Here is a 26,185-nt window from a genome sequence, read left to right on the forward strand (position 1 = left end):
TGGGTGCCGGTGGTTACTTGGCGAGCATCAGCTGCAGGCGGCTGCCTACACGCTGGGCCAGGTCGGCCAGTTCGCCGATGGAGTCGATCACGCGATACATGAACATCACGTTGACCGGCGGTAGTTCGGCCTCCTGCGCGAAGAGGATCTCGCGCACCTCGCGCTGGGCCTCGTCGGACTCGTGCTCGATCTGGTCCAGCTCAGTGAGGATGCCGTTGACGACCTCGACCTCGTGGCCGCGGAAGCCCGCCTCCACCAGTTCGTCCAGCTCGTTGATTGCCCGGCCGGCCTGGTCGACCGCATCCACGCTGCGATCGAGGAAGCGCTTCAGCGGCTCGCCCATGTTGTCGGGGAATTGCATCTGACGGCCCAGCATCAGCCCGGCGATGTCTTTCGCCATGTTGGCGATGCGGTCCTGGATCAGCAGGGTGTCGAGCACGTCGCGGCGCGACATGGCCAGCATCATGCCCTTGGGCAGGTGCAGGCGCAGGTCCTTCTTCAGGCGGTCCGCCTCGCGTTCCAGCTTCGAAATCTTCTTCTGCTGTACCCGCGCGGTCTCCCAGTCGTCGCGGGCCATGGCCTCCATGAACGGCGGGAGCTCGGCGATGCAGGCGCGCACCTTCTCCATGTGCGCCTGTAGCGGGCGTACCGGGGAACGGCCAAACAGCTCGAAGACGAAGTTCTTGGGGGACATGGCGGCGCGAAGGTTGTCACAAAGCGTTAATCTAACGCAAAACACCGGAGCGCGCGCGGTCTTGTTGGTCCCGCCGACGCCCTCGGTGCGGTACACTCATCCGTCAGAGCTGGGGGTGCCCGCGATCGATGCGAGCTGAGAGAGTCCCCTTGAACCTGAACCAGTTAACGCTGGCGGAGGGAAGCTCGGTGCTCGATCCAGTCCGCGCGCGCTCCGTTCGCAGTCTGTCCGGCCCGTTCCGTTCCCTCTGCTGCCATGCCCGCACCGCAGAGGTCACTGTATGAGCGCCATCCCCGAGTCCTTCGCCCGCAAGACCGCCCAGGTCTCCGCCGACGTCACGCGCCCGTTCCCCAATTCCGAGAAGGTCTTCGTGCAGGGTTCGCGCCCGGATATCCGCGTGCCGTTCCGCCAGGTCGCACAAAGCCCCACGCTGACCTCCGGCACCCCGGAAGAGAACCCGCCGATCCCGGTCTACGACACCTCGGGCCCGTACACGGATCCGGACGCGACCATCGATCTGCGCCAGGGCCTGACGGATCTGCGCGGCGGCTGGATTGACGAGCGTGGCGATACCGAATGGCAGGATGGCCCCAGTTCCGAATACGGCCGCGTCCGCGCCGCCGACCCGGAACTGGCCAGCCTGCGCTTCGAGCACATCCGCCCGCCGCGCCGCGCGCAGGCCGGGGCGAACGTCTCGCAGATGCACTACGCCCGCCAGGGGACCATCACCCCGGAGATGGAGTTCGTCGCCATCCGCGAGAACAACCGCCTGCAGGAGCTGCGCGCCGACCCGCGCTACAAGAAGCTGCTGCGCCAGCACGCCGGCGAGTCCTTCGGGGCGTCCATCCCCGAGGCGATCACGCCCGAGTTCGTGCGCGACGAGATCGCCCGTGGCCGCGCGATCATCCCGGCCAACATCAACCACCCGGAACTGGAGCCGATGATCATCGGCCGCAACTTCCGCGTGAAGGTCAACACCAACATCGGCAACTCCGCGGTCTCCTCCTCGATCGAGGAGGAGGTCGAGAAGCTGGTATGGTCCGCGCGCTGGGGCGGCGACACCCTGATGGACCTGTCTACCGGCAAGAACATCCACGAGACCCGCGAGTGGATCCTGCGCAACTCGCCGGTGCCGATCGGCACCGTGCCGATCTACCAGGCGCTGGAGAAGGTCGACGGCAAGCCCGAGGACCTGACCTGGGAGCTGTTCCGCGACACCCTGATCGAGCAGGCCGAACAGGGCGTGGACTACTTCACCATCCACGCCGGCGTGCGCCTGCAGTACGTGCCGCTGACCGCCGATCGGGTGACCGGCATCGTCTCGCGCGGCGGCTCGATCATGGCCAAGTGGTGCCTCGCGCATCACGAGGAGAACTTCCTCTACACCCGTTTCGACGAGATCTGCGAGATCATGAAGGCGTTCGACGTCTCGTTCTCGCTGGGTGACGGGCTGCGCCCCGGCTGCCTGGCCGACGCCAACGACGCCGCGCAGTTCGGCGAGCTGGAAACCCTGGGCGAGCTGACGCAGAAGGCCTGGGCGCACGACGTGCAGGTGATGATCGAGGGCCCCGGTCACGTACCGCTGCAGAAGGTGAAGGAAAACGTCGACAAGGAGCTGGAAGACTGCTTCGAGGCGCCGTTCTACACCCTCGGCCCGCTGGTCACCGATATCGCCCCGGCCTACGACCACATCACCTCCGGCATCGGCGCGGCCAACATCGGCTGGTACGGCACCGCGATGCTCTGCTACGTGACGCCGAAGGAGCATCTGGGCCTGCCCAACAAGCAGGACGTGCGCGACGGCATCATCACCTACAAGATCGCGGCCCACGCGGCGGATCTCGCCAAGGGCTTCCCCGGCGCCCAGCTGCAGGACAACGCGCTCTCCAAGGCGCGCTTCGAGTTCCGCTGGGAGGACCAGTTCAACCTGGCGCTGGACCCGGAACGCGCGCGCGAATTCCACGACGAGACCCTGCCCAAGGACGCGCACAAGGTCGCCCACTTCTGCTCCATGTGCGGCCCCAACTTCTGCTCCATGAAGATCACCCAGGACGTGCGCGACTACGCCGCGGCCCAGGGCGTCTCCGAGGACGAGGCCCTGAAGAAGGGGATGCAGGAGAAGGCGGTCGAGTTCGTCGAGAAGGGCGCGCGCCTCTACCGCGAGGTGTAGATCGACCGGGAGAGACGCTAGGGAGACGCTGATTAATTCGCACGTCCGCGCTCGATCGATGTTGCCCGCTGACAAGGCGCGGTGAGCGAAGTGTAGCCGAGCTACATAAGCGAGCCGCAACGCGGTCAGCGGGCCCATTGTCGTCAACAACGGGCGGCCGAGTCCTCAAGGGGTTGGCGCCCCATTTTTCCCGATCCTGCGTTGCGGCGCTTGACCGTAGAGTGACCACGGCGCTGCGCACCGCGCCTTGTCTCGGAAAAAATGGGGCACCAACGCGGACGTGCGAATTAATCAGCGTCTCCCTAGCGCACCTCGATCCGGCTACGGCCGTTCTTCTTGGCGGCGTACAGGGCCTGGTCGGCACGATTGAAGGTGTCGACCCGGTCCTCGCCGGGGCGGTATTCGGTGACACCGAAGCTGGCGGTCAGCCGTCCCACCGTGTCGAAGTCGAAGGCGGTGATTCGCGCCTGCAGCTCACGGGCAGCGACGAGCGCCTGTTCGCCGCGCGTCTGCGGCAGCAGCACGAAGAACTCCTCGCCCCCGATCCGACCGATGGCATCCACCTTGCGCAGGTTCTGCCGCAGCAGGCCGGCGAACTGGCGAAGCACCCCATCGCCGGTGCTGTGTCCCCAGGTGTCATTCACGGACTTGAAGTGATCGATGTCGATCAGGATGACCGCGAACGGTTCACCGTAGCGCTCGGCCCGTGCGCGTTCCTCATCGAACAGGCGCTCGATATGCGCACGGTTCCACAAGGAGGTCAGTTCGTCGACCCGGGCGGCACGGGCCAGCTGCTGTTGTTGCAGGAAGGTGTGCTTGTGGGCCTTCTCGAGGATGAAGGCGCTCAAGCAGCCGAAGGAGAACGCGGCCAGGGCCCACATCAGGTGCAGCTGCAGCAGATCCGCCTCCAGCGGCTGGCGGAAGGTGGCGGCGATTACCAGCGCGATGATGGCGGTTGCGGCAATCACGGCCTGGCGCAGGGCCAGTCCGGAGATCGCAAACGTCCACATGATGCTGAGATAGATCTCGGGGGCGAATATCAGAAACTGCGCCGAACCAACGTTCAGATGCAGGTTGGCCGCGTTCGCTACCACTGGTGCCAGGGTCAGCAGCACCCACATCATCGGCTGCAGGCGCCGATCGAAACTCATCAGCCCGACCGCCAGCAGCAATCCCGGCACCAGCAGGGCATGGGCCACAAGCCTCGAGGTGTGCAAGTCGGTGGCCACCGATTGCTCGAGGACGGCGTACAGAAAATACAGCAGGGCCGTCAGGAACGCGACGTAGCGGGCCTGCGGGATCCGCACCTGGCGATGCCAGGCCGCGAAAGCCCGCCGAACGTCTGCGTCTTCCCGGTGCAACGGGTTTCCCAGGACCCGCAGGCGCCTGATGATGTCCAAACCCCGACTCCTATAACCGTTCAGGCCGCAGCGTGCGGATCCGGACGTGTCGCCGCCGCGGCCCTGCGAACGGGCCATGCGAAACGTTAATCGAAAGTGGCGCCCGCCGGGACTACTGCATGTGGCCGAAGCCGCCCATCAGGCCGGCGCCGATGCCGAAGATCATGCCCAGGACCATCAGGATCAGGTAGATCAGCAGCAGCACGCCAAAGATGGTGAAGTAGATGCGCAGGCGGCCGAGGGCGTACTTGATCGCTTCCGGATCGGCACTTTCGTAGGCGCGCTGGGAGGCGCCGGCGGCCTGCATCAGGACCACGCCGGCCCAGATCGGGATCCAGGCGATGATGATGCCGATGATCGACAGGGCGGTCAGCACGCCCGAGATGATTAGCATCACCCCGATCAACTGCATCCAGAATTTTCCGCGAACGAGCGGCTCGATCAGTCCACGGAGGTCGGCCCCGTTGGTGGTGTCCTGTTCCATGTTCAGACTCCTTGTCGTGATGGGCGGATGGCCGGAGCATAGCAGGCCCTTTCATGGTGTGACGCATTCGTTGTTTTGGTGCGCGCCGCCCGTGCATACTCGAGCAGGTGACAACCCGAAAAACAGGGCCACGCAAGGCTCGTGAAGCAGGGGGATGTATGAGCGACCAGGGACGACGCAGGGATGCCGGCCGCAGCGGGCCGCAGGGGACAATGCTGTTTCAGGGACAGGCCTTGCCCGAGCAGGAAAGCGCCGCGGACACCGCCAGCGAGGGGGCGCCCCCCGGCGGCCACCCGGTGCTGGTGGGGATCTCCGAGCCCTTCGGCCAGCAGCGCCTGACCTTGAAACCGGGCAAGCGCTTGGTGGGGCGTGAGGCTACCAATGACATCGTACTGCAGGAGGGCAGCGTCTCCTCGCAGCATGCCTGGCTGGTCAACGACGGCGGCGAATGCCGGGTGGTCAATCTCTTGTCCACCAACGGCACCTGGGTAAACGACGAAAAGGTGCACGAGGCTGCGCTGAAGGACGGCGACCACGTCCGTTTCGGGCGGGCCGAGTTCGTGTTCCGCCGCCGCGACGACGGTTCCGATGCCCGGCCTGGCCGTGGGCCTCGGTCACGCTGGCGCTGGCTGGGCATCGCGGTTGCGGTCCTGGTACTGGCGGCCGTCGCGCGCATCCTGCTCGAGACGGCTTGAGGCTCAGGGTCGCCGGCGCATGCAGCGGATCGGACGCTACGGGGTCGGCGAGGAGATCGGGCGCGGTGCGATGGCCGTCATCCATCGCGGCTACGACCCGGATATCCGGCGTCCGCTGGCGATCAAGTGCCTGCAACCGGACTACGCCCGCCGGCCCGAGTACCGCCGGCGCTTCCTGGCCGAGGCGCGTGCCGCCGGCACCCTGACCCACCCGGGCATCGTCACCATCTTCGATGTCGGCGAGTCGGATCAGCAGCCGTTCATCGCGATGGAGCTGCTGGACGGCATCACCCTCGCGGAGTTCGCGGAACAGTTCCGGCCGCTGCTGCTGCGCAATGTCCTGAAGATCGCCATCCAGCTGGTGGAGGCCCTGGACTATGCCCACCGGCATGGCGTCGTGCACCGCGACATCAAGCCCGAGAACATCATCGTCACCAGCGCCACGGCGAACATCAAGGTGATGGACTTCGGCATCGCCCGCACCCTCAGGGACCCCGACTGGCGCGCCGACGACGACTGGCTTGCCGAGGACGACGACGGCTATATCGCAGGATCGCCGCACTATATGGCGCCGGAGCAGGTCCGTGGCCGCGATACCGACGCTCGTGCCGATCTCTATTCCGTGGGCGTGGTGCTGTACGAGCTCCTGACGGGGGCCACCCCGTTTCGCGGTCACGATGTCGAGACCCTGCTGACCCGGGTGGTCAAGGATCCGGTCCCCGCACCGCGGGTCATCGTGCGCGACTGTCCGCAGGAACTGATCGAGCTGGTGTTGCGCCTGCTGGCGAAGGAGCCGGACGAGCGCTACCAGTCGGCCGGCGAGCTACTGGTGGACCTCGAGCGTATCGACGAGCAACGCGCCGAGCGCGAAAGGGCAGGTGGCGGGCGTCGGATCATCCCGCTGCGTCTGCGCTGGGCCGCGGTCATGGGGGCACTGGTGGCGGTCACCCTGGTTGTCGGTGGCACGCTGGTACACCAGAAGCAGAATGAGGTGATGACCGACCTGGCGTTTGACTATGGGGCCACGCTGGCGCAGATCATCTCGGTGGAGAGTGCCGAGGACCTGTTGCTGGAGGACACCATCGCGGTCCAGGGCCGCCTACGCGACATGCAGGCGAACCGGGAGATTGCCCTGCTGAGCGTCGTGGACCACCGCGGCGAGGTGGTGGCCAGCAGCGACCCGGAGGTCCTGGGCCAGCCCTACGAGCCGCCTTCCGAGGACCGCCTGCTTCAGCGTCGCGACGGCCAGGCCGTGTGGTCCATCACCGGGCGGGATGGCGCAGAGCTGTTCATGTTCGAGGCCCCGGTTCGCTACCAGGGTCATCACCTTGGGCAACTCCAGGTCGGGCTGTCCACGGGGTCGCTGCGCGCGGCGAACGAGGCCACCTTCATGGCCTTGCTGATGCTCACGCTGGTCACCCTCCTCGCGGTGCTCCTGGGGGCCTACGTGCTCGCCCGGCGTCTTCAGGCGCCGCTGGACCGCCTGCGCGGGGCGCTGGACCAGATCGGTCAGGGGCGGCTCGATACCCGGATCCGTGCCCGTCGACACGACGACTTCGAGCGGGTCTTCAGTGCCTACAACGCGATGGCCGACTCGCTGGAGGCGCGCATGAAGCGCCGGGTCGCCGGGACGCCCGAGCGCAGCGCTGCAGGGCCGGTTGCTGACGGCGACCGCACCCAGGAGCTCGCATCCGACGAGTTGCCGACCGAAGCCACTTCAAGACGTACCGCTACGGATTAACTCCGGTCGTTCTCGCGATCTAGGGAAACACTGATTAATGTACACGTTCGCGCTCGAGTCGCTTTTGCGTGCGAACAAGGCGCGGCGACTGCCGTGCAGTCACTCTGCACAAGGGAGCCGCAACGCCGTGCGCGCGCAAAAGCGGCCAAGCCCCTGCATTCAATGGCTTGTGGGGTTGGAGCCCCAGGTTCCCCGATCCTGCGTTGCACCGCTTGCGGGTAGAACCACTACCCGCTGCACGACGCGCCTTGTCTCGGAAAACCTGGGGCACCAACGCGAACGTGTACATTAATCAGTGTTTCCCTAGGGCATCCAGGCGACGCTGCAGTTCCAGGGCTCGCAGGCGATAGCCGCGCGCCGCCTCGAACCCGGGGTCGATCGCCAGGGCCTCGTCCCACAATGCGATGGCGGTCTCCAGGTCCTGGTTGCGGTAGCGCACGATGGCCTCCGCGTGCAGGGCCTCCTTGCGCTGTTGCTCCAGCTCGTCAAGGTGCTGGCGCGCGGTCGCGTGTTGCGGGTCCTGTTCGAGCACCCGGCCGAAGGCCTCCAGCGCGTTTCCGGTCGCGCCTGCAGAGCGCGCCTCCACGCCCCGCTGGTGCCAGTAGCCGATCGCCGCGTCGCGCGAAAGGGGGTCCAGCCAGCTGGCCCATTCGTTCTGCGCCTCGGGGTGCTCGCGGACCAGCTCCACGACCTCCAGCGCCGCGCCATAACGCCCGGCTGCCAGGTCGGCCTCGATTGCGCGGCGCAAACCGTCCTCGCTGACGCCGGGCGCGGCGTCGGGGTCCAGAGCCATCAGCTGTTCGTCCAGATCGGTCTCGCCACGTTGCAGCCCCGCTACATCCCGTGGGATGCGCAGCCGTTGCCCGACGAGCAGTCGGTCCGGGCGTTCGATGTCGTTGTAGCGTGCGAGGATCACAAAGCGGGTGGCATCGCCGAGGTGCTCACGCGCCAGCCCGCCCAGGCTGTCGCCCGGCTCCACCGTGTGAACGAAATAGGCCTCGCCCAGGGTCGCCTGCGGATCCCCGGAGAGCTGTTCACGCAGGCCGCGGGCGGCGCGGTTGCCCGGATCATCTGCGAGGATCCGGTCCAGTGCCGAGCGTGCCCGGTCCATCTCGCCGCCCTGCAGGAGCTGCACGATCTCGGCGATCTTGAGGCGCTCGTCCTGCTCCTCACGGGCGATCGGGTCGGACGGGGCTTCGTCGGTCGCGACGACCACGTCCTCGGTGGCCTCCGCCTCGGGGTCGAACATGCCCTGTAGCTGCGCACAGCCGGACAGGAACGCTGTCAGTACGACAAGCGAGACGAGGCGAATCAGCGTGATGTGGGCTGGCATCATGGCAAGGACTGGTGCGGCTCGGCGAGTCCGCGAGTATACGGTCGGCATCAGTCCAGCGGCCACAGCAGGATCGCAAGGGCCGCAGCCAGAAGCGCCAGAAGGCCCAGCGTGGGCCCGATGCGCGCCTTCAGGTGCCGGCGCCAGAAACGCCCGCGCGGCGGCCCGCTCCGCCATGCTGCCAGGGCCACGTTGTCACCCTTGGGTCCGCCGCGTCGCGCCGCTTCGACGGCTGCGCTCGCGGTGGCCGTGTCGAGATCCGGGCTGTCCAGCAGTTCCGCGATCTCCATCGGCCCGATCTGTTCCCAGAAGCCATCCGAGCACAACAAGAAGCGCGTGTGACGGGTGACGGGGGCCTCGCCGTAGTCCACCTCGATCGGGTCGACCACGCCGAGGCCTCGCAATAGCCGGTTCTGCTCCGGGTGCGTTGCCATTTGCACCTCGCTTATTACCCCTTCGTCGACCAGCTGCTGGACCCGGGTGTGATCGCGCGTGCGTCGCTGAAGGGTGTCGCCCTCGAAGTGGTACAGCCGGCTGTCGCCGCAATGGGCCCAGCAGGCGGAGGTCGGGGTCACATACAGTGCCACCAGCGTGGTGCCGGGGCGTTGTGACGGATCGGTACCCCCGGCCTCCAGCAAGGCTGCATGGGTCTCGTGGAAGAGAGCGTGGAGCAGGGCACGGGCATCGGCAGCCTGCCCCGCGTAGCGGGTCCACAGGCGTTCGGCGGTCGCGATCGCGGCGTGCGAGGCGCGTGCCCCGCCCTCGTGGCCGCCCATTCCGTCCGCGACCAGCAGCAGGGCGCTCTGCCCGTCCGCGTTTTGTAGCACGGTCACCGCGTCCTGTTGCTCGGCGCGGCCACCCACCTCCCTGGCGTATCCGGTTTCCATGTGCGTGTGGCCCCGCTGATCCCGTGACCATGATGACCGAGTTGATCGGCGCGCGACAGCCCCGGGGGGAGAAGCGCATCGATCCGTGTCTCCCTAGCCGGTGGCGCCGATCCAGAACTGGATGGAGCGGCCGAGGAAGTCGTCCCAGGTCATGTAATGCGAGCCGTCGCAGGAGAAGGTCAGGCTGATCATGCCGTTGAACAGGTTGATCGAGGCGGAACGCAGGTACACGGTTTCGTCGGCATAGCGCAGCGCGCGCAGTGCCTCCAGCACGCGGCCGACGTCCTCCCTCGGGATCAGCGCCTCCGCGGGGTACGGCTCGTGCGGAAACGCCAGGCAGACGTCCGGGTCGCCCAGGGATTCGTGCGTCAGGATGCGGTAGCGGTAGGGGTCCTCGGTGGTCCACAGCGTGGCGCGCGAACTGGAGAAGTGGAACACCCCCTGGAACACGCCGCGCTCGGTGAACAGTTCTTCCAGAATGGCCAGGGCGGTGTCCATGTTCTGGTCCATCAGGCTCTCGGTACGACTCTGCAGGAACAGTGTCCCGCGAATCGACGGATCGCCCTTGATCTGGCGCCACTCGCTGGGCTCCTCGTACAGGTCCTCGGAGAAGTCGGGCAGGTTGCGCAGATCGAAGTCCGCACCGAGAAAGCCCAGCGCATTGCCCTGGTCGTCGCGCACCAGCTGCAATGAGGTCAGGGATGGCCGGCGTCCGAGCAGGCTGATGTAGGCATCCGACAGCAGGAAGCCGTCCGCGGGCACGGCCTCCTTCATGTACGGGCGCTGCGAGCGATCGCGCCCGAAGTGTTCCGGCAGTACGCCAGTGCGCGAGATGTTGTCCGAAAGCTGGACCCCCTCGGTGTTTAGTGCATACACGAAGGTCGCTTCCGGGATCTGGCGGATCGCCTCCTCCAGGATCGAGTCCAGCGCCTCGCGGCGCGGCCAGGCGGCACTCAGCCGGCCGGCGATCTCCGCCAGGGGTTCATGCAGCTTGTCCTCGAGGTAGTCGCGCTGGTGCTCGATCGCCTTTTTCAGTTCCGTCATGGTGCGGTGTCGTCTCCTTTCAGTGCGCTGCGATTATCCCTGATCGGGAATGGCGTTGTCGTGACGGCCCGCGCGGGCCGTTTGTCCCGGCACTTCGGCCTGGCGAACAGGTCCGAGCAGGAACCATGCCGACGACGAGCCCGCCTGTGTCCGATACTGCGAACATGCCCATGACGAAATCTACCGAATCCCTCCGCCCGGCCCGCCCCGGCGATCTCGACGCTATCAATGGGCTGGTGGCCGAGGCGGTCGAGGATTGGCCCTTGCCCGAGCGCGTGCGCCGGCTCGCCCTGCCGGCCTACCGCTATACCGAGGCCGATCTGATGTTCCTCGAGGTGACGGTGCTGGAGCGTGCGGGCGAGGTGGTCGGCGCCGCCGCCTGGGAGGCGGCGGAGACCCGCGAGCTGCCGGAGGGTGCCGCCGATGGGCTGTTGCTGCATGGCCTCTACGTGGGGCGAGCCGCCCGCGGGCAGGGTGTGGGCCGGCAACTGGTCGAGGCCTGCCGGAGCGCCGCGCACGAGGCCGGGGTGGCCGGGGTGCTGGTCAAGGCCCAGGCCTCGGCGGCCAGCTTCTTCGCGGCGATGGGTTTCGTCCCGGTACCGGTGCGCGATCGCGACCGTGACTACGAACAGCGCTACTGGTGGGCGGTGGAAGGTTCGCCCGTCGCCGGCTGACGTCAGCGTCGCGCCCGGTGGCGGTACCAGAGGGCACCGAACAGGCCCCCGACAATGGCCAGCATCAGCAGCCCGAGGGGCCAGAGATGCTCGGGTGAACTCAGGAAGTGGAGCAGCGAGAAGGCGTCCCCGTGTCCGTGCCCGGGGTGGGCCAGGACGGGCGTGGTGGCCAATGCTAGAGCGGTTCCCATGAGGGTGCGCAAGTTCATCTCGGGGTCCTCCTGTCGTTCTGACCCACCATAGCGCGACACGCAGGCCGCTTCAGCAAATACGGGGCAGCTGCTCGCCGGCCGGCAGGATGACGCGGCGCTCCACGCCGGTCGCCAGGTGCCGGATGACAGCCGGTTCGCCCGTCTCCGCCCGTCCGATAGCGACGGCCCCGGCTGTCTCCGCGCGGGTCCGGAGAATCCTCAGGGCCTGAGCGGCCGCGTGTTCCGGAACGGCGGCCAGGAAGCGGCCCTCGCAGGCGGAGTGCAGGGGGTCCAGGCCGAGGATCTCGCAGGCCCCGCGCACGTCGTTGCGCACGGGGATTGCGGCGTCCTCCAGCACCAGGCGGCAGGCGGAGGCGTCGGCCAGCTCCTGCAGGGCGGCGATCGCACCGCCGCGGGTGGGGTCGCGCAGCGCGCGGACTGGCACGCCGGCGGCCAGCAGTGCGGCCACGGCCCCGGCGACCGATGCGCTGTCGCTGGGGATCGGCGGGTCCAGGCCCAGGTTTTCGCGGGCGGCGAGGATGGCGACACCATGGCGGCCAAGATCGCCACTGGCGAGCAGTACATCACCGGGCCGGATCGCGCCCGGCGTGATCTGCACGCCTTCGGGCACGACGCCCACCCCGCTGGTGTTGATGTAGACCCCGTCGCCGCGCCCGGCCTCCACCACCTTGGTGTCGCCGGCGACCACCCGCACGCCGCATTCTTCGGCGGCCGCCTGCACCGAGGCGAGGACGCGCCGCAGGTCGTCCAGCGGCAGCCCCTCCTCCAGGATCAGGCCGAGGGTCAGCCACAGGGGGCGCGCCCCGGCCATCGCCAAGTCGTTGATCGTACCGTGCACCGCGAGCTGGCCGATGTCGCCACCCGGGAAGAACAGCGGCCGCACCACGAAGCTGTCCGTCGTCATTGCCAGGCGCCCGCCCGGGGCGTCGAGCACGGCGGCATCGGGGGCGGCGAGGGCCGGGATGCCCAGCGCTGGCAGGATCACCTCGTCCAGCAGCTTCGCCTGCATCCGCCCCCCGCCGCCATGCGCGAGGCGTACGACGTCGGTGGTCATGCCCCGCCCCGATAGTGCAGGTAGGCCGCGCAGGCCCCCTCGGAGGAGACCATGGGCGCGCCCAGCGGGGTATCCGGCGTGCAATCGCGGCCGAAGGCGGGGCAGTCGGTGGGGCGGCGCAGCCCGCGCAGCACCTCGCCGGCGATGCAGGGGCCATCCCCGGTCGCCTCGGGTGGGACGAGCCCGAAACGGGCCACGGCGTCGAACCGGGCGTACTCCGGGCGCAGCCCGAGGCCGCTGGCGGGCAGGCGTCCCATGCCCCGCCATTCGCGCTCGACCGGCTCGAAGACGCGAGAGACCGCAGCGCGCGCGGCTGCGTTGCCGTGGTCCTGCGCGGCCCGGTCGTAGCGGTTTGCCACCCGGGCCGCGCCGCGTTCCAGTTGCTCCACGCAGGCGTGGATCCCGGCCAGCAGGTCCACCGGCTCGAAGCCGGTCACCACGATCGGGACCCGGAAGCGTTCGGCGATCGCGTGATAGGCGGTCGCCCCCTCCACCGTGCAGACATGGCCGGCGGCCAGGAAGCCCTGGATGCGGTTGTCCGGGTCGGCCAGCAACGCCTCCATCGCCGGCGGGACCAGCGAGTGCGAGACCAGCAGCGACAGGTTGGCCAGGCCCAGGGCCTCGGCCTGCAGCACGGCGATTGCGGCGGCCGGGGCGGTAGTCTCGAAGCCCACCGCCAGCAGCACGACCTCGCGCTCCGGGTGTTCGCGCGCCAGCGCCACCGCATCCAGCGGCGAGTAGATTACGCGCACCTCGCCCCCGGCCGCGCGCGCCGCGTTCAGGTCGCCCAGCGCCCCGGGCACGCGCAGCATGTCGCCGAAGGTGCACAGCATCACCTCCGGGTGGCGGGTCAGCAGTACCGCCTGGTCCAGGGTCTCGGCCGGGGTCACGCAGACCGGGCAGCCGGGCCCGTGGATCAGCTCGACGGCGTCCGCCAGCAGTTCATCCAGGCCATGGCGCAGGATTGCGTGGGTCTGGCCGCCGCAGACCTCCATCAGCGTCCAGTGCCGGGTGCAGGTGGCGCGGATCGCTTCCACCTGACGCAGGATCAGCGCCGGGTCGCGGTATTCGTCCAGGTGCTTCACGGGCCCTCCGGGGCGGGCGGGTCGTGCGCGGGGATTTCGCGCAGGGCCGCCAGGGTGCGTTCGGCAGCGGCCTCGTCGAGGGTGGCGATCGCGATGCCGGCGTGGACCAGCACGTAGTCGCCGGGCCCGGCCTCGGGGGTGCAGGCCAGCGATATCACGCGCGTGACGCCACCGAAGGCCACGCGCGCCTGGCGGAACAGCGGGTCGTCGCCGTCCACGCTGTCGATACGACCGGGGATGGCAAGGCACATGGGCTCAGTCTCCGTTCGGGGGCACCGCGGCCCGGCGCCCGATCAGCGCCTGGCCCAGCGCCAGCCCGCCGTCATTGGGCGGGATGCGCTGCGGCCACAGCGGTCGGAAGCCGGCGGCCTGCAGCGCGTCCACGCATTGTTGCAGCAACCACCGATTCTGGAAGCATCCGCCGGTCAGCGCCACGGTTTCCTCGCGCCCGGCCCGGGCGGCCTCCACGGCGAACCCGGCCAGCGCCCCGTGCAGGCGGACGGCCATACGGCTGGCCCCGGCGCCGTCGGCATGGTCGGCCAGCAGGGTCGCGACCAGCGGGCCCCAGTCGGCCTGCCAGGGTGCCGTTGCTGTATCCAGCGCAATGCCGGCGGTGCCGAGTCCGTATCCCGTGGCCTCCGCCGCCTGCTGCACGAGCATGGCCGCCTGCCCCTCGAAGCCGGCACCGGTGCGTAGCCCGCCCAGCGCCGCGACCGCGTCGAACAGCCGCCCGACGCTGGACGTCCAGGGGGCGTTGATCCCTCGCTCCAGTGCCGCGAGCAGCGGGTGCCATTCCGCAGCGGTAAACAAGGCCCGCGCGGGGCTCGCCTCCAGCGCGGCCGGATCGCCGTCGAAGTGGGCATGCAGCAGGCCCAGCAGGGCGCGCCGGGGTTCGCGTATCGCGGCCTCGGCCCCGGGCAGGCGGAAGGGCCGCAGATGACTCCGCCGTTGAAAGCCCCCGTCGGCGTCCACTGCCAGGCATTCGCCGCCCCACAGCATGCCGTCCTCGCCGAGTCCCATGCCGTCCCAGACCAGCGCCACGGCCGGTTCGCGTACCCCGTGCTCCGCCAGGCAGGCCGCCGCGTGGGCGTGATGGTGCTGTACGGCGACGACCGGAGGCCCCCAGGCCCCGGCCAGCGGCGTGGAGGCGTAGTCGGGATGCCGGTCGCAGGCGACGCGCGCGATGTCCACGCCACAGAGCTCGCCCAGTGCGCGGGCCTCGCCAGCCAGCCGGTGCAGGGCCGCATCGCTGTCCAGGTCGCCGACGTGGGCGCCGACGACCACCTCGTCCTCCAGGGCCAGGGCCGGGGCGGCCTTCAGGTGGCCCCCCAGTGCGAGGGTGACGGGCCCGGCGTCTGGCAGGGGCACTCGCAGCGGCGCATACCCGCGGCCGAGGCGCAGGCATTGCGGCCGGCCCGCGGCGATCTGGAACACCGAATCGTCCAGTGCCCGCGCGATCGGCCGGTCGTGGTCCAGGATCCCGTCCGCGATCATGCCCAGTCGGGTCACCGCCTCCGCGGTGTCGATACAAAGGGGCTCGCCGCCGCGGTTGCCCGAGGTGCAGACCAGCGGGCCGGCGAAGCCCTCCAGCAGCAGGTGATGCAGTGGCGTCGCCGGCCGCATCAGTCCCAGACGGTTGAACCCCGGCGCCACGCCCTCCGCCAGCGGGGCGCCGGGCCGGCGGTCCACCAGCACGATCGGTGCCTCCGGCGCATCCAGCAGCGTACGTTCGGCGCCGGTGGCGCGCGCCACTTGGTCCAGCCAGTCGCCATCCGGCAGCATGACCGCCAGCGGCTTGTCCGGGCGCTGCTTGCGCGCGCGCAGGCGGGCCACCGCATCCTGGCGGGTCGCGTCCACCAGGAGCTGGAACCCGCCCAGACCCTTCAGCGCCAGGATCTGCCCCTCGCGCAGGGTGTTGACTGCCGCGTGCAGGGCCGCATCGCCGGTGGCGTGTTCGCCTCCGTCCGGGCCGCGCAGCGTTACCTGCGGCCCGCAGTCCGGGCAGGCCATGGCCTCCGCGTGAAAGCGCCGGTCCCCCGGGGCCTCGAATTCCGCCCGGCAGGCCGCGCACAGCGGGAACCCGTCCAGGGTGGTATGCGAGCGGTCCCAGGGCAGGGCCGTCGCTATACTCCAGCGCGGCCCGCAGGCCGTGCAGGCGGTAAACGGATAGCGGTGGCGGCGCGCCGCCGGATCCCGGATCTCGGCGAGGCAGTCGGGGCAGGGCGCGCGGTCCGGCGCCAGGGCTGGCGCGCCACCTTGCCCGGGGCCCTGAACCACGCGGAAGGTGGCATCGCCGACGGGGAGAGAAGCCGTGACGGTGATCGCATCGACCCGCGCGGCCGGTGGGGCCTCCTGCTCCAGGGCAGTCCGCAGCGCGACCAGCGCCGCCTCCTGTCCTTCGGCCTCGACCACCACGCCGGACGGCGTGTTGCCCGCCGAGCCGGTGATGCCGAGCAGCCGGGCCCGCTCCGCGACAAACGGCCGGAAGCCAACGCCCTGAACCCGGCCGGTGACCACCAGGCGCCAGCGCGCGGGCGATGGGGCGTGTGTCGCGGCGGTGCTCACGCCACGTCCACGCTCCGCAGTACGATCTGCTGGGCCTCGGGGTCAGCCTCGTCGTCCGAGGTCTCCACCTCCAGCTCGGCCCCCTCGGCGACGGTGCCGCGGGTGCCGTCCTCGAAGTGCTCGCGAAAGTGCTCCGGCGTGATGTGCGACAACGCCCCCAGCCACACCCGTACACGGGTGACCCGCTCGGCGTCGTTGTCGGCCGCCACCTGCTCGATCTTGCGCATCAGGTCGGCCATCAGCGAAAACTCGTGCATCCGTATCTCCCTATCCGAAAAAGCAGGCGTATTCGTCTTTTTCCACCACGCTCAGCACATCCTCCAGCGAGGCGAGTTCCGGGTGTGGGTCGTAGCCATGCCACTTCAGGTCTGCCCGTTGCCAGTAGAGTTTCCACCGGCCCGATTTGCGCACGAACGTGGCCTTGAACACCGGGTTCTCCACGATCCTGGAGGCGTCATCCAGCAGCGGGCGCACCTCGTACAGCACCACGCTCTGGCCTTCGAGACGCCAGACAAGGTCCAGACGGTCTCGAACATGGGCGGGTGGTCGGCGCCTTTCCATGAACCCACCCATCACTTTTTCAATCCGCTTGCGCTCGAATTCGCTCAGGGCCATACGTATCCGCTCTCCGTTGCTGCCGGGGTCAATCGTTGGCTAGCCGGGGTCGGCAAAGTGACGATCCCGATAGTTTAGAGTGTGTGCCACGAGACAGCGCTGAAGCGATCCTGCGGGCAAGGCTGCCCGTGTCCGGCCAAGCCTCCGTAAAGCGCGACCCCTTCCACCGGCCGACCCCCTCGGGAGACCTCATGCAGATTCACCTCGACACCCCGGACCTGATGACCCGCGTGCGGCTGGAGTCGCGTTGGCGTTCGGCCGGCGCATCGGTTACCAGCAGTCAGGCGCCGGAGCAGCCCGACCTGGTGGTGGTCGACCTCGGCAGCCGTGGCGTGGAAGCGGTGTCGACCTGGCGCGAGCGCTACCCAGACGCGAAGATTCTCGCCTTTGGCCCGCACGTGGAAGGGGCGATGCTCAAGGCCGCGCGCCAGGCGGGCGCCGACGAGGTCGTGGTCCGTGGCAAGGTGGCCGACCGGGTCGCAGCCAAGCTGGGGGGTGATCGCGCCTGAAGGTGCTCGGGCCCCCGCAATCCGGGGCCCGCGTTCACGCCGTGGTCGCGCGACGAGAGGCCGACAGGGCGCGCAGGCGGCGGCGCTGCATCTTGAGGCGATACTCCAGCTCCTTGAACTGGGTGTGCAGTTCCGTGCGCACCCAGCGATCGTTCATGGCCTCGCGCCCGGCCCGCATCTTGCGCGCCTGCACCGCCTGCCACTGGTTCACGGTATCGCGGAAACGCTGATACTCCCGTTCAACGGTCGCCCGCCAGGAGTCGTGCGCCGGCCCGGCCTGGTCGGCATTGAGCAGCCGGCGAAATTCGGTGTGCAGCCGTGCGCGCATGATCTTGAAGCGCGGTGTCCAGCGGCGGTCATACACCAGTCCGGTCCAGGCAAAAAGGTTGATCAGCCACTTCGAGGGGTCGTACTGCCACCAGCGCACCCCGTTGCGGTAGTCCGCCTGAAAGGCGTGGTGGAAGTTGTGGTACCCCTCGCCCCAGGTGAGCAGGGCGACCAGTCCGTTGTCCACGGCGGTGTTCTCGTCACTGTAGGGACGACGGCCCCACCAATGCGCCAGGGAGTTGATGAAGAACGTGAAGTGGTGGCTGAGCACCATGCGCAGAATGCCGGCCAGCAGCAGCATGCCGATCACATCCCCGAATGCCAGCCCCAGCAGCAGAGGCAGGCCCAGGTTCAGTCCCCAGGCCAGGGTCCAGTAATGCCGATGCTGCCACATTACCACCGGGTCCTTCGCCAGGTCCTTCACCCGTGAATAGTCGGGCTCGCTGGTGGGCCAGTTGCGCAGCATCCAGCCCATGTGGGCATGCCAGAAACCGCGCTTGATGGAATGCGGGTCGCGTTCCACATCATCCACGTAGCGATGATGCACGCGATGCCGCGCGCCCCAGTTGTAGATGCTGTTCTGCAGCGCCAGGGCACCGCTCAGCGCCAGCAGAACGCGCAATGGCCCCCGCGCCTTGAAGGTGCGGTGCGCCCAGAGCCGGTGATAACCCACCGTGATGCCCAGGCCGCTTAGCACCAGGAACAGGCCAAAAAACAGCCAGGCCGCGCCGCTGAAGCCCTGGGTGAGCCACCACCATGGCACCAGCGTGACCGCGGCCAGGTTGGTCAGTGCAAAGAAAACTGCCGGCGTCCAGGCAATCGGGGGGGCACGTTCGGACATGGTGGAGACCTGCAGGCGACCGGGGCGAGCGAAGATGCTCACCTATTCATAGCAGATGAGACCGCGACCGGCGAGTAAAAGTGCCCTCGTTCCGGACGGTCGGGCCCAGAGCGTTGCCGGATGATGGTAATTCCTTTGGAGGCGCCCCTTCGCGCCGGGCGTGGCGGGCCACTTCGCGTTCTACTTCCTGAGTATCGCGAACGCTAGCGTGGCCGTGGCGGCCACACTGAGGTACACCGCTGCGGTGTTCGTCTACTCGTCTCCTTCGCGCCCTGAAGCTGGAAAGCCCCGACATGCTCAAGCTGGTGGCGATCGCGCTGATAATGGTCGCGATCGTGATGCTGACCCAGATCTATGACACTGGCGCGAGCGGCGTGATCCTTATTGGCGCCGGTGAGGGCCTGCTGGCGGGTATGTCCTGCGCCATCTTCATCTTCGGCTTCTCAAGTACGCCGGTTCGCACGGAAGCCCGCAGGCTGTCCATGACCCCGAAGCCGCGACCGATGGACCGGCCAGCCGCGCAGGTTCTCGGCGTCAGGCCAGGTCTTTGTCGCCTTCGATAGATCGCGGCCAATAGCTCGATTTGACGCCCCACCCGGCCCCCTTCCTGCACTGCGAAGTCGGTGACGGAATGCACCATCATGGGGCGATCGGGATTGTCTTCTCGGCACCCGCATGCCTAAATGCGTCCGAATCAGACCATCAGGATGCGATCCATGAACGGAAGCCTCGACGAGAAGCTCGAACCCATTTATCAGGAAGTCCTGCACCGGAACGCCGGGGAGACGGAATTCCATCAGTCTGTCCATGGCGTGCTGGAGACGCTGGGACCGGTGCTGGTGAAGTACCCGGAGCTCGCCGAGCTCAAGATCATCCAGCGCATCTGCGAGCCCGAGCGTCAGATCATCTTTCGCGTCCCCTGGCAGGACGACAAGGGCGAGCTGCACATCAACCGCGCCTTCCGCGTCCAGTTCAACAGTGCGCTCGGCCCGTACAAGGGCGGCATGCGGTTCCACCCGTCGGTGTACCTGGGCATCATCAAGTTCCTCGGCTTCTCGCAGGTGTTCAAGAATGCCCTCACCGGCCTGCCGATCGGCGGCGGCAAGGGCGGCAGCGACTTTGACCCGAAGGGGCGCTCCGATTCCGAAATCATGCGCTTCTGCCAGAGCCTGATGACCGAGATGTACCGCCACATCGGCGAGTACACCGATGTGCCCGCGGGCGACATTGGCGTGGGCCAGCGCGAGGTCGGCTACCTGTTTGGCCAGTACAAGCGCCTGACCAACCGCTTCGAGGCCGGCGTGTTCACCGGCAAGGGTCTCGACTGGGGCGGCAGCCGTGCACGCACCGAGGCCACCGGCTACGGGGCGATCTTCTTCACCCAGGAGATGCTGAAGGCGCGCAACGACTCGCTGGAGGGCAAGCGCGTGGTGGTCTCCGGGGCCGGCAACGTGGCGATCCATGCTACCGAGAAGGCCCAGCAACTGGGGGCCCGGGTCATCGCCTGTTCCGACTCCCGCGGGGTCATCCTTGACGAGGACGGGCTCGACCTGGAACTGGTGCGCCAGATCAAGGAACGCGAGCGCGGTCCGATCAGTGCCTATGCGGAGCGCAAGAACGGGGCGAAGTACAGCGAAAACGGCAGTATCTGGGAGATCCCCTGTGATGTGGCCCTGCCGTGTGCCACCCAGAACGAGCTCACGGGAAAGGGCGCGAAAGCCCTGCTCGAAAACGGCTGTATCGCGGTCGCCGAGGGCGCCAATATGCCGGTCACCCCGGAGGGCATCCAGACCTTCCGCGAGGCCGGGATCGCCTTTGGCCCCGGGAAGGCCGCGAATGCCGGCGGCGTGGCCACCAGCGCGCTGGAGATGCAGCAGAACGCGAGCCGGGACTCCTGGACCTTCGAATACACCGAGGCGCGGCTGCAGGAGATCATGGCCAACATCCACCGCACCTGCCACGAAACCGCCGAGGAATACGGCTCGCCCGGTAACTACACCGTTGGCGCCAACATCGCCGGCTTCGTGAAGGTCGCCCGTGCCATGGAGGCGATGGGCCACATCTGAGCTTGCCCGCGCCGGGTTCCCCGGGTCTCCACTCCGAGGCTGGAGCGATCGAGCCACGGCCCGTGCCACCGGGTGCCGATCTGCGTCGTCGGCCGTGCTGATGTCCACTGGGGTGGGGGTGGCGCAGGCATGCTGGTGGGAGTGCGCAAGGGATCCATGTTTCCCCAGGCCTTTTGCTCGCGGGCCCGGGGAGAGGCAAAAGGCAAGGTGTGACCGTGGATCCTGTAGCAAGAAAGGCCCGAAAATCAACGTCAATGGGTGCTGTCGGCATCCCGTTAACATTAAAGCCGTTTGTTGCTCACCGAGCCGGATGGGTGAACAACACGGGTGACTCTCTCCCGTAACGCCTGCGGGGCTGCGAAAGGGGGGGCGTATTCTGGCGTTGGGCTGAATCGATTCAGGGAGTGCGGCGAGATCCGGATACCGCCTCGGCGAGATCGCCCGTGATTCGGGTGACGACCCGGGCAAGGCTGTCGCGGATCTCGCGCGAGAGATCGGCGCCGTCTTCGAGGCACGCGGGTTCGATGCCGTGGACGATGAGGGTCGCCGGGAGTTCGCCGAGGGAGCGGGCGAGTTCGACGGCCTCGGCGAGGCCGATGCCGTGGGAGGAGTAGCGGGCGCCGCGCGGCAGGGGTTCGCGGGCGTCGAGTCGGTGGAGGGTGCCGGGAGAGGCGCCGGTGACGATGGCGTCGACCAGTATTACGGGGTCGTGGCCCTGCCATAGCTCCATGAGCTCGGCGGGCTCGCCGCTGCAGGTGGCGGTTGTGAGGCCCGGCGTGCCGGCCAGTGCAGCGACCACGGCGTGGCCGATGCCGTCGTCGCCGCGCCAGGGGTTGCCGATGCCGATGACCAGCGGGCCCTTGCCCGTTGCGCTTGCGGCGCGGTCCGAGGCCTCTTTGCGTTGCTCAGGTGCGTCAGATGCAGTCCTAGATGGAGGTTTCGTGGCATCGACAATGGCTGCTCGGCGTTCGGTATCCATGACCGATTCAAACCCGCCTGTTCCGTAGGCATCGAGCAGCTTGCGCTCTTCCGGACTCAGTTCTGGCCTTGGCATGCGTTCGTTCCGAGACTCGCGCCTTGCTTGCAGGCGCCGCTCACTGGCGGTCGACGGTGAGGTCGAGGAAGTGGGTGGCGCAGGAGATGCAGGGGTCGTAGTTGCGGATGGCGACCTCGCAGTGGTGGCGCAGTTCGTCGTCCGGCAGGTCGAGGTGGGTCTGCACCAGTTCGCGCAGGTCGGCCTCGATGGTGGGCTGGTTGACGGAGGTGGGCGGGACGATCTTTGCATCGCTGATCAGACCCGCGTCGTCGATGCTGTAGCGGTGGTAGCAGATGCCGCGCGGGGCCTCGGTGGCGCCGAAGCCGGTGCCGGCGCGCGGGGTGACCGGCACCGCGGGCTCGGCCGGCGCGGCCCGGTAGCCGTCGACCAGGCGCAGGGCCTCCTCGAAGGCGAGCACGATCTCGATCATGCGCACCTGGATGCTGCGGAACGGGTTGCGGCAGGCCGCGCCCAGTCCGGCGCGTTCGGCCAGCTCGGCGGCGCGCGGGGTGAGGCGTTCGCGGTTCAGGGCGAAGCGCGCCAGAGGGCCCATGAACACCGGCTCGCCGGAGTCCGAGCGGTGGCTGTGCAGGGCGTTGGAGTGGGCGACGTGTTCCTCGGTGAAGATGTCGTCGTAGTCGCGGATGGCCGCGTCCAGGCCGCTGCTGGAGCCGAGGCGCCCGTGGGTGATCGGGTATTCGTCCGGGTGGACGAGCGACACGAACTCGTAGTTGCGTTCGAGGTTCGGGTAGTCGAGGGTGGCGAGGAACTCGGCCACCTCGCAGGACGCCTCCAGGCCCCAGGCCAGGTCCTCGCGCAGGCCGGCGACCGCGTCCGGTGACGGCGCGCGGTAGAAGCCGCCGACGCGCAGGTTCACCGGGTGGATCTCGCGCCCGCCCAGCAGGCGCAGGATGGCGTTGCCGATCTTCTTGATGCGCAGGCCGTTGCGCACCATGTCCGGGTGGTCCTTCGCGGCGGTGACCGCGTCGGGATAGCCGAGGAAGTCCGGCAGGTGGAGCATGAACACGTGCAGGGCATGGCTCTCGATCCACTCGCCGCAGTAGGCCAGCCGCCGCAGGTCCTGCAGCACGCCGTCCACGGTGATGCCACAGATGTCCTCCATCGCCAGCGAGGCGCCCATCTGGTAGGCGATCGGGCAGATGCCGCAGATGCGCGCGGTGATGTCCGGGGCCTCGCGGAAGTCGCGCCCGCGCAGGAAACCCTCGAAGAAGCGCGGCGCCTCGAAGATCGACAGCTTCACCTCCTCCACGCGGTCGCCCTCGGTGCGCACGTACATCGCGCCTTCGCCCTCCACGCGGGCGAGGTAGTCGACTTCGATGGTGCGGGTCTCGCTCATGGCCGGTTTCCTGATTCTTCGGGCGGTGCCGCGCCGCTCTCCTGACGTTCGCTCTCCTCGCGGAAGGCGTCGGCGCCGGCGTTGAAGGTGCGGTAGAAGCGCACGCGCGTGGCGCGGTCCATCCCCAGGGTCTCCAGCTGGCCGGACAGGCCCGGCGCGTTGGGCGTCTCCTTGGGCCCGAAGCAGCCATAGCAGCCGCGGTTGCAACCAGGGCACAACGCGCCGCAGCCGGCGTGGGTGACCGGGCCGAGGCAGGGCGTGCCGTGGGCGACCATCACGCAGATATGCCCCGCCCGCTTGCACTCCTCGCAGACGCTGGCGCTGGAGACCTGCGGGCGCCGGCCGTAGAGGAAGGCGCTGATGACCTCCAGCAGCTGGTACTTGTCGATCGGGCAGCCGCGCAGCTCGAAGTCCACCGGCACGTGCTGGCTGATGGCATCCGAGGTGGCCAGGGTCTTGATGTATTCCGGGTGGGCGTAGACCTGGCGGGTGAATGCCTCGACATCCGCGAAGTTGCGCAGGGCCTGGATGCCGCCGGTGGTGGCGCAGGCGCCGATGGTCACGAGGAACTTCGAGGCGCGGCGGATCTCGCGGATCTCCTCCGCCGCCTGCGGCGTGGTGATCGAGCCCTCCACCAGCGTCAGGTCCCACGGCCCGTCGATGCGGGTGCGCGTGGCCTCGGGGAAGTGGGCGATCTGGATCCGGTCGGTGACCGCCAGAAGCTCGTCCTCGCAGTCCAGCAGGCTGAGCTGGCAGCCGTCGCAGGAGGCGAACTTGAACACCGCCAGGGTGGGCTTTTCCCGACTCATAGCTCGCGTACCCGGAAGGCCGGTTCCATCACCGGGTAGGGGAACACGGGGCCGTCGCGGCAGACGAACTGCGACCCGATCTGGCAGTGACCGCAAAAGCCCACCGCGCAGCGCATGTTGCGCTCCATCGAGACAAAGATATCCTCCGGCTTCAGGCCGCGGCGCTCCAGCGCGGACGCAGTGAAACGCATCATCACCTCCGGGCCGCAGGTCATCGCCAGGGTGTTGCGCCGGTCGAAACCGCCGCGATCGACCAACTGGGTGACCACGCCGACATCGCCGCGCCAGGCGGCGGTCCCGCGATCCACGGTGATGCGCAGATCCACATCATCGCGCGCCGCCCAGGCGTCCAGCTCGTCGCGGAAGATCATGTCGCCGGGCGAGCGCGCCCCGTAGCAGACCACTATGCGCCCGAACTCCGAACGCCGCTGGAGCGCCGCGTGGATCACCGGCCGCAGCGGGGCCAGGCCGATGCCGCCGGCCACCAGCACCAGGTCGCGCCCGCGCGCCTGTTCCAGCGGCCAGGCCGTGCCGAACGGCCCGCGCAGGCCAACCACCGCACCGGCCTCCAGATCCTGCATCGCGCGGGTCACGCTGCCCACCGCGCGGATGGTGTGCACGATGCCGCCGTCGTCGGTGATGGCCGAGACCGAGATCGGCACCTCGCCCACGCCGAAGAGGGAGAGCATGTTGAACTGCCCGGGCGCCGGCATGGCGCCGGGCTCCACCCCCGGCTCGGGGTACAGCGTCCAGCTGAACACCTCGTTGCTGGCCACGTCGCGGCGCACCGAGTGGATGCGCCATGGCTCTGGCGCCATCGCCTGGTCCGGCAGGGTTGCGACCGCGTCAGTGGCCATGCCCGGGCCCGCCGTGGCTGTAGATATCCAGCGCCTGCAACCGCGCCGCCTGCAGGCGCTGGACGATCAGCGCGGCGAAGTGCTTCATCAGCACGTAGCCGAACGCCGGGTCGGCCTCCATGCGTTCGCGCAGCACGCCGGCATCGAAGCGCAGGGTATGGACGTCGGTCACCGCCCGCGCATCGTAGCTGGCGCGATAAGGCGGCAGTAGCCAGGACCAGCCGAGGATGTCTCCCGTCCCGAGGGTCTGGAACGCGACCGTGCCTTCGCGCAGCGGGCTTTCCAGCGCGGCCTGGCCCTCGCGGATCAGCCAGAAGGTCTCGGTCGGCTCGTGGTCGCGCATCAGCCGGGTGCCGGCCGTATAGCTGCACTTCGCCGCGCAGGCCGCCAGCAGGCGCCGGTGCTCCGGCGCCATGTCCTCGAAGAACGGCTGTTCCTCGATGATCGCCAGCAGCTCGTTCATCCCCGGCCCTCCGGATCGCGGCGCACCGCGGTGACCTCCTCGGTGATGTCGATGCCCACCGGGCACCAGGTGATGCAGCGTCCGCAGCCGACACAGCCGGAGGTGCCGAACTGGTCGTGCCAGGTGGCCAGCTTGTGGGTGATCCACTGGCGATAGCGCGCGGCCACCGACTCGCGGTGCGCGCCGCCGACCAGGTGCGAGTGTTCCTGGTTGAAGCAGGAATCCCAGCGCCGCACGCGTTCGGTGCGCTGGCCTTCCAGATCTGGCACCTCCTCGACCTGCGAGCAGAAGCAGGTGGGGCAGACCAGGGTGCAGTTGGAGCAGGACAGGCAGCGCTCGGCGGTTTCCTCCCAGCGCGGGTGCTCGAAGGCCCGGTTCAGCACCTCGCGGGCGTCCGCCGGCATCTGTCGGCCCATCTTTTCCGGCGCCTCGGCCCAGACGCGTTCGGCGGCAGCCTGCTCGGCGTCCGAGGCCGGGCGCGGCTCCAGCCGGTCGAGCATCGCGCGCCCGGCGTCGGACCCGGCCTCGGCGACCAGGAAATGCTGCGTGGCGTCGATCACCTCGGTGAGCGCCAGGTCGAAGCCCTTGCGGGCGCGCGGGCCGGTGTCCATGGAGGCGCAGAAGCAGGTGCCTCCCGGCTCGGCGCAGCTGACCGCAACCATGAACAAGTCCTGGCGGCGCGCCGCATAGCCGCGGTCCTGCACCGCCTGGCCGAGGAATACCCGGTCCTGCACGTCGATCGCCGCCAGCTCGCAGGCGCGCATGCCGATGAAGGCACGGCGCGGCGCGTCGGAGGTGCCGGGCTCGGTCACGAAGCTGCCGTCCGGCTGGCGGGTCAGCCGGAACAGGGTCTCCTCGGGCGGGAACAGGTACTTCTTCCAGGAATGCGGTCCGACCACATAGCCGAACAGCGCGTCGTCGTCGCGTTCGCGCAGGCGGTAGTGCCCGGGGGCCTGCTCGTCGGTCCAGCCCACCGGCAGGTCCTCGAGGCCGCCCACCCGGTCGTAGACGATCGCGCCATCGCGCCGTGTCGGCCCCACGACCTCGTAGCCCTCCCCGGCCAGCAGGCGGATCAGCGTGTCCACGGCTTGCGGTGCGATCACTTCCACAGACGGCTCCTGGGCCTCGGGCGAGCCGCTCGGTACGGCAAGGCCCCACATCCGTCCATAGTGCGGCAAGAGCGTGGCGCGATCCAGCGACATCCCGGGCTGGTAATAACCCGGATACCTGCCACACTCCATGGAGGGCGGTGTGCGGCCCTGGCGAC

26 protein-coding genes, 1 pseudogene and 1 riboswitch are annotated in these 26,185 nt (G+C 68.6%); of the genes and pseudogenes, 7 read left to right on the plus strand and 20 right to left on the minus strand.

Annotated features, from left to right (window positions below):
* Positions 1-13: 13 nt before the first annotated feature.
* Positions 14-694 (minus strand): TIGR00153 family protein, encoded by a 681-nt coding sequence (locus G315_RS0107590; RefSeq protein WP_018144982.1) that lies wholly within the window; start codon positions 692-694, stop codon positions 14-16.
* 101 nt (positions 695-795) lie between these two features.
* A riboswitch (TPP riboswitch) is annotated at positions 796-893 on the plus strand.
* A gap of 81 nt (positions 894-974) precedes the next feature.
* Between G315_RS0107590 and thiC the strand changes: the two genes are divergently transcribed.
* Positions 975-2,864 (plus strand): phosphomethylpyrimidine synthase ThiC, encoded by a 1,890-nt coding sequence (gene thiC / locus G315_RS0107595; RefSeq protein WP_019612235.1) that lies wholly within the window; start codon positions 975-977, stop codon positions 2,862-2,864.
* A gap of 302 nt (positions 2,865-3,166) precedes the next feature.
* Here thiC and G315_RS0107600 read toward each other — a convergent pair whose 3' ends face one another.
* Together G315_RS0107600 and G315_RS0107605 are read right to left on the minus strand one after the other, a co-directional pair.
* The gene (locus tag G315_RS0107600; RefSeq protein WP_019612236.1) at positions 3,167-4,264 is read right to left on the minus strand and encodes a diguanylate cyclase; all 1,098 of its coding nucleotides are present in this window, start codon (positions 4,262-4,264) and stop codon (positions 3,167-3,169) included.
* Positions 4,265-4,376: 112 nt separating this feature from the next.
* On the minus strand, positions 4,377-4,748 hold the full coding sequence (locus G315_RS0107605; protein ID WP_018144985.1) for a DUF5362 family protein: 372 nt from the start codon (positions 4,746-4,748) through the stop codon (positions 4,377-4,379).
* A gap of 212 nt (positions 4,749-4,960) precedes the next feature.
* Between G315_RS0107605 and G315_RS0107610 the strand changes: the two genes are divergently transcribed.
* Both G315_RS0107610 and G315_RS0107615 read left to right on the plus strand, forming a co-directional pair.
* Positions 4,961-5,443 carry an FHA domain-containing protein gene (locus G315_RS0107610; protein WP_019612237.1) on the plus strand — a complete coding sequence of 161 codons (483 nt, stop codon included), beginning with the start codon at positions 4,961-4,963 and terminating at the stop codon, positions 5,441-5,443.
* Positions 5,444-5,462: 19 nt separating this feature from the next.
* A complete protein-coding gene (locus tag G315_RS0107615; protein WP_018144987.1) occupies positions 5,463-7,184 on the plus strand; it encodes a serine/threonine-protein kinase in 1,722 nt (573 codons plus the stop codon).
* Positions 7,185-7,476: 292 nt separating this feature from the next.
* On the opposite strand, the gene G315_RS0107620 is transcribed toward G315_RS0107615, so the two are convergent.
* The 3 genes from G315_RS0107620 to G315_RS0107630 all read right to left on the minus strand — a co-directional run bounded on the left by G315_RS0107620 (position 7,477) and on the right by G315_RS0107630 (position 10,448).
* Positions 7,477-8,520 (minus strand): LysM domain-containing protein, encoded by a 1,044-nt coding sequence (locus G315_RS0107620; protein ID WP_018144988.1) that lies wholly within the window; start codon positions 8,518-8,520, stop codon positions 7,477-7,479.
* A 47-nt stretch (positions 8,521-8,567) separates the two neighbouring features.
* Complete coding sequence (locus tag G315_RS0107625; RefSeq protein ID WP_018144989.1) at positions 8,568-9,404, minus strand: PP2C family serine/threonine-protein phosphatase; 837 nt, start codon at positions 9,402-9,404, stop codon at positions 8,568-8,570.
* A gap of 93 nt (positions 9,405-9,497) precedes the next feature.
* Positions 9,498-10,448 (minus strand): PDC sensor domain-containing protein, encoded by a 951-nt coding sequence (locus G315_RS0107630; RefSeq protein ID WP_018144990.1) that lies wholly within the window; start codon positions 10,446-10,448, stop codon positions 9,498-9,500.
* Positions 10,449-10,618: 170 nt separating this feature from the next.
* Here G315_RS0107630 and G315_RS0107635 point away from each other — a divergent pair, with 170 nt between their 5' ends.
* Positions 10,619-11,122, plus strand: a complete 504-nt coding sequence (locus tag G315_RS0107635) for a GNAT family N-acetyltransferase (RefSeq protein ID WP_369699426.1) — start codon at positions 10,619-10,621, stop codon at positions 11,120-11,122.
* Between the two features lie 2 nt (positions 11,123-11,124).
* Here the strand turns inward: G315_RS0107635 and G315_RS0107640 are convergent, their stop codons facing one another.
* Genes G315_RS0107640 through G315_RS0107670 form a run of 7 tightly spaced genes read right to left on the minus strand, consistent with a single transcriptional unit; the run spans position 11,125 to position 16,653 of the window.
* A complete protein-coding gene (locus tag G315_RS0107640) occupies positions 11,125-11,331 on the minus strand; it encodes a hypothetical protein (RefSeq protein ID WP_018144992.1) in 207 nt (68 codons plus the stop codon).
* A gap of 52 nt (positions 11,332-11,383) precedes the next feature.
* Positions 11,384-12,388: a hydrogenase expression/formation protein HypE gene (gene hypE / locus G315_RS0107645; RefSeq protein WP_019612239.1), complete on the minus strand. Its 1,005-nt coding sequence runs from the start codon at positions 12,386-12,388 to the stop codon at positions 11,384-11,386.
* A complete protein-coding gene (gene hypD, locus G315_RS0107650) occupies positions 12,385-13,473 on the minus strand; it encodes a hydrogenase formation protein HypD (RefSeq protein WP_019612240.1) in 1,089 nt (362 codons plus the stop codon). The genes hypE and hypD overlap by 4 nt, the downstream gene beginning before the upstream one ends.
* A complete protein-coding gene (locus G315_RS0107655; protein ID WP_018144995.1) occupies positions 13,470-13,724 on the minus strand; it encodes a HypC/HybG/HupF family hydrogenase formation chaperone in 255 nt (84 codons plus the stop codon). Before G315_RS0107655 ends, hypD begins: the two co-directional genes overlap by 4 nt.
* Before the next feature lie 4 nt (positions 13,725-13,728).
* Complete coding sequence (gene hypF / locus G315_RS0107660; protein WP_019612241.1) at positions 13,729-16,038, minus strand: carbamoyltransferase HypF; 2,310 nt, start codon at positions 16,036-16,038, stop codon at positions 13,729-13,731.
* Entirely contained in the window at positions 16,035-16,295 is a 261-nt protein-coding gene (locus G315_RS0107665; protein WP_018144997.1) for a hydrogenase maturation nickel metallochaperone HypA, read from the minus strand. The genes hypF and G315_RS0107665 overlap by 4 nt, the downstream gene beginning before the upstream one ends.
* Before the next feature lie 10 nt (positions 16,296-16,305).
* On the minus strand, positions 16,306-16,653 hold the full coding sequence (locus G315_RS0107670; RefSeq protein WP_018144998.1) for a DUF3024 domain-containing protein: 348 nt from the start codon (positions 16,651-16,653) through the stop codon (positions 16,306-16,308).
* Positions 16,654-16,844: 191 nt separating this feature from the next.
* Between G315_RS0107670 and G315_RS0107675 the strand changes: the two genes are divergently transcribed.
* Positions 16,845-17,162 (plus strand): response regulator transcription factor, encoded by a 318-nt coding sequence (locus G315_RS0107675; RefSeq protein ID WP_018144999.1) that lies wholly within the window; start codon positions 16,845-16,847, stop codon positions 17,160-17,162.
* A 34-nt stretch (positions 17,163-17,196) separates the two neighbouring features.
* Here G315_RS0107675 and G315_RS0107680 read toward each other — a convergent pair whose 3' ends face one another.
* Entirely contained in the window at positions 17,197-18,330 is a 1,134-nt protein-coding gene (locus G315_RS0107680; protein ID WP_038032115.1) for an acyl-CoA desaturase, read from the minus strand.
* 154 nt (positions 18,331-18,484) lie between these two features.
* On the opposite strand from G315_RS0107680, the pseudogene G315_RS14645 reads away from it, so the two are divergent.
* Both G315_RS14645 and gdhA read left to right on the plus strand, forming a co-directional pair.
* Positions 18,485-18,811: pseudogene (locus tag G315_RS14645) on the plus strand (EamA/RhaT family transporter); the annotation flags it as partial.
* Positions 18,812-19,046: 235 nt separating this feature from the next.
* The gene (gdhA, locus tag G315_RS0107690) at positions 19,047-20,396 is read left to right on the plus strand and encodes an NADP-specific glutamate dehydrogenase (RefSeq protein ID WP_018145001.1); all 1,350 of its coding nucleotides are present in this window, start codon (positions 19,047-19,049) and stop codon (positions 20,394-20,396) included.
* Between the two features lie 397 nt (positions 20,397-20,793).
* Here gdhA and G315_RS0107695 read toward each other — a convergent pair whose 3' ends face one another.
* Genes G315_RS0107695 through G315_RS0107720 form a run of 6 tightly spaced genes read right to left on the minus strand, consistent with a single transcriptional unit; the run spans position 20,794 to position 26,027 of the window.
* Positions 20,794-21,450 (minus strand): hydrogenase maturation protease, encoded by a 657-nt coding sequence (locus tag G315_RS0107695; RefSeq protein ID WP_018145002.1) that lies wholly within the window; start codon positions 21,448-21,450, stop codon positions 20,794-20,796.
* Positions 21,451-21,490: 40 nt separating this feature from the next.
* Complete coding sequence (locus G315_RS0107700; protein ID WP_018145003.1) at positions 21,491-22,789, minus strand: Ni/Fe hydrogenase subunit alpha; 1,299 nt, start codon at positions 22,787-22,789, stop codon at positions 21,491-21,493.
* A complete protein-coding gene (locus G315_RS0107705; RefSeq protein ID WP_018145004.1) occupies positions 22,786-23,598 on the minus strand; it encodes an oxidoreductase in 813 nt (270 codons plus the stop codon). The genes G315_RS0107700 and G315_RS0107705 overlap by 4 nt, the downstream gene beginning before the upstream one ends.
* Complete coding sequence (locus G315_RS0107710) at positions 23,595-24,455, minus strand: FAD/NAD(P)-binding protein (protein WP_019612242.1); 861 nt, start codon at positions 24,453-24,455, stop codon at positions 23,595-23,597. Before G315_RS0107710 ends, G315_RS0107705 begins: the two co-directional genes overlap by 4 nt.
* A complete protein-coding gene (locus tag G315_RS0107715) occupies positions 24,445-24,918 on the minus strand; it encodes a cyclic nucleotide-binding domain-containing protein (protein WP_019612243.1) in 474 nt (157 codons plus the stop codon). Before G315_RS0107715 ends, G315_RS0107710 begins: the two co-directional genes overlap by 11 nt.
* Positions 24,915-26,027, minus strand: a complete 1,113-nt coding sequence (locus G315_RS0107720) for a 4Fe-4S dicluster domain-containing protein (protein WP_026338843.1) — start codon at positions 26,025-26,027, stop codon at positions 24,915-24,917. Before G315_RS0107720 ends, G315_RS0107715 begins: the two co-directional genes overlap by 4 nt.
* Positions 26,028-26,185: the final 158 nt, after the last annotated feature.

It is taken from the genome of Thioalkalivibrio sp. AKL7, assembly GCF_000381705.1.
Lineage (GTDB): Bacteria > Pseudomonadota > Gammaproteobacteria > Ectothiorhodospirales > Ectothiorhodospiraceae > Thioalkalivibrio > Thioalkalivibrio versutus.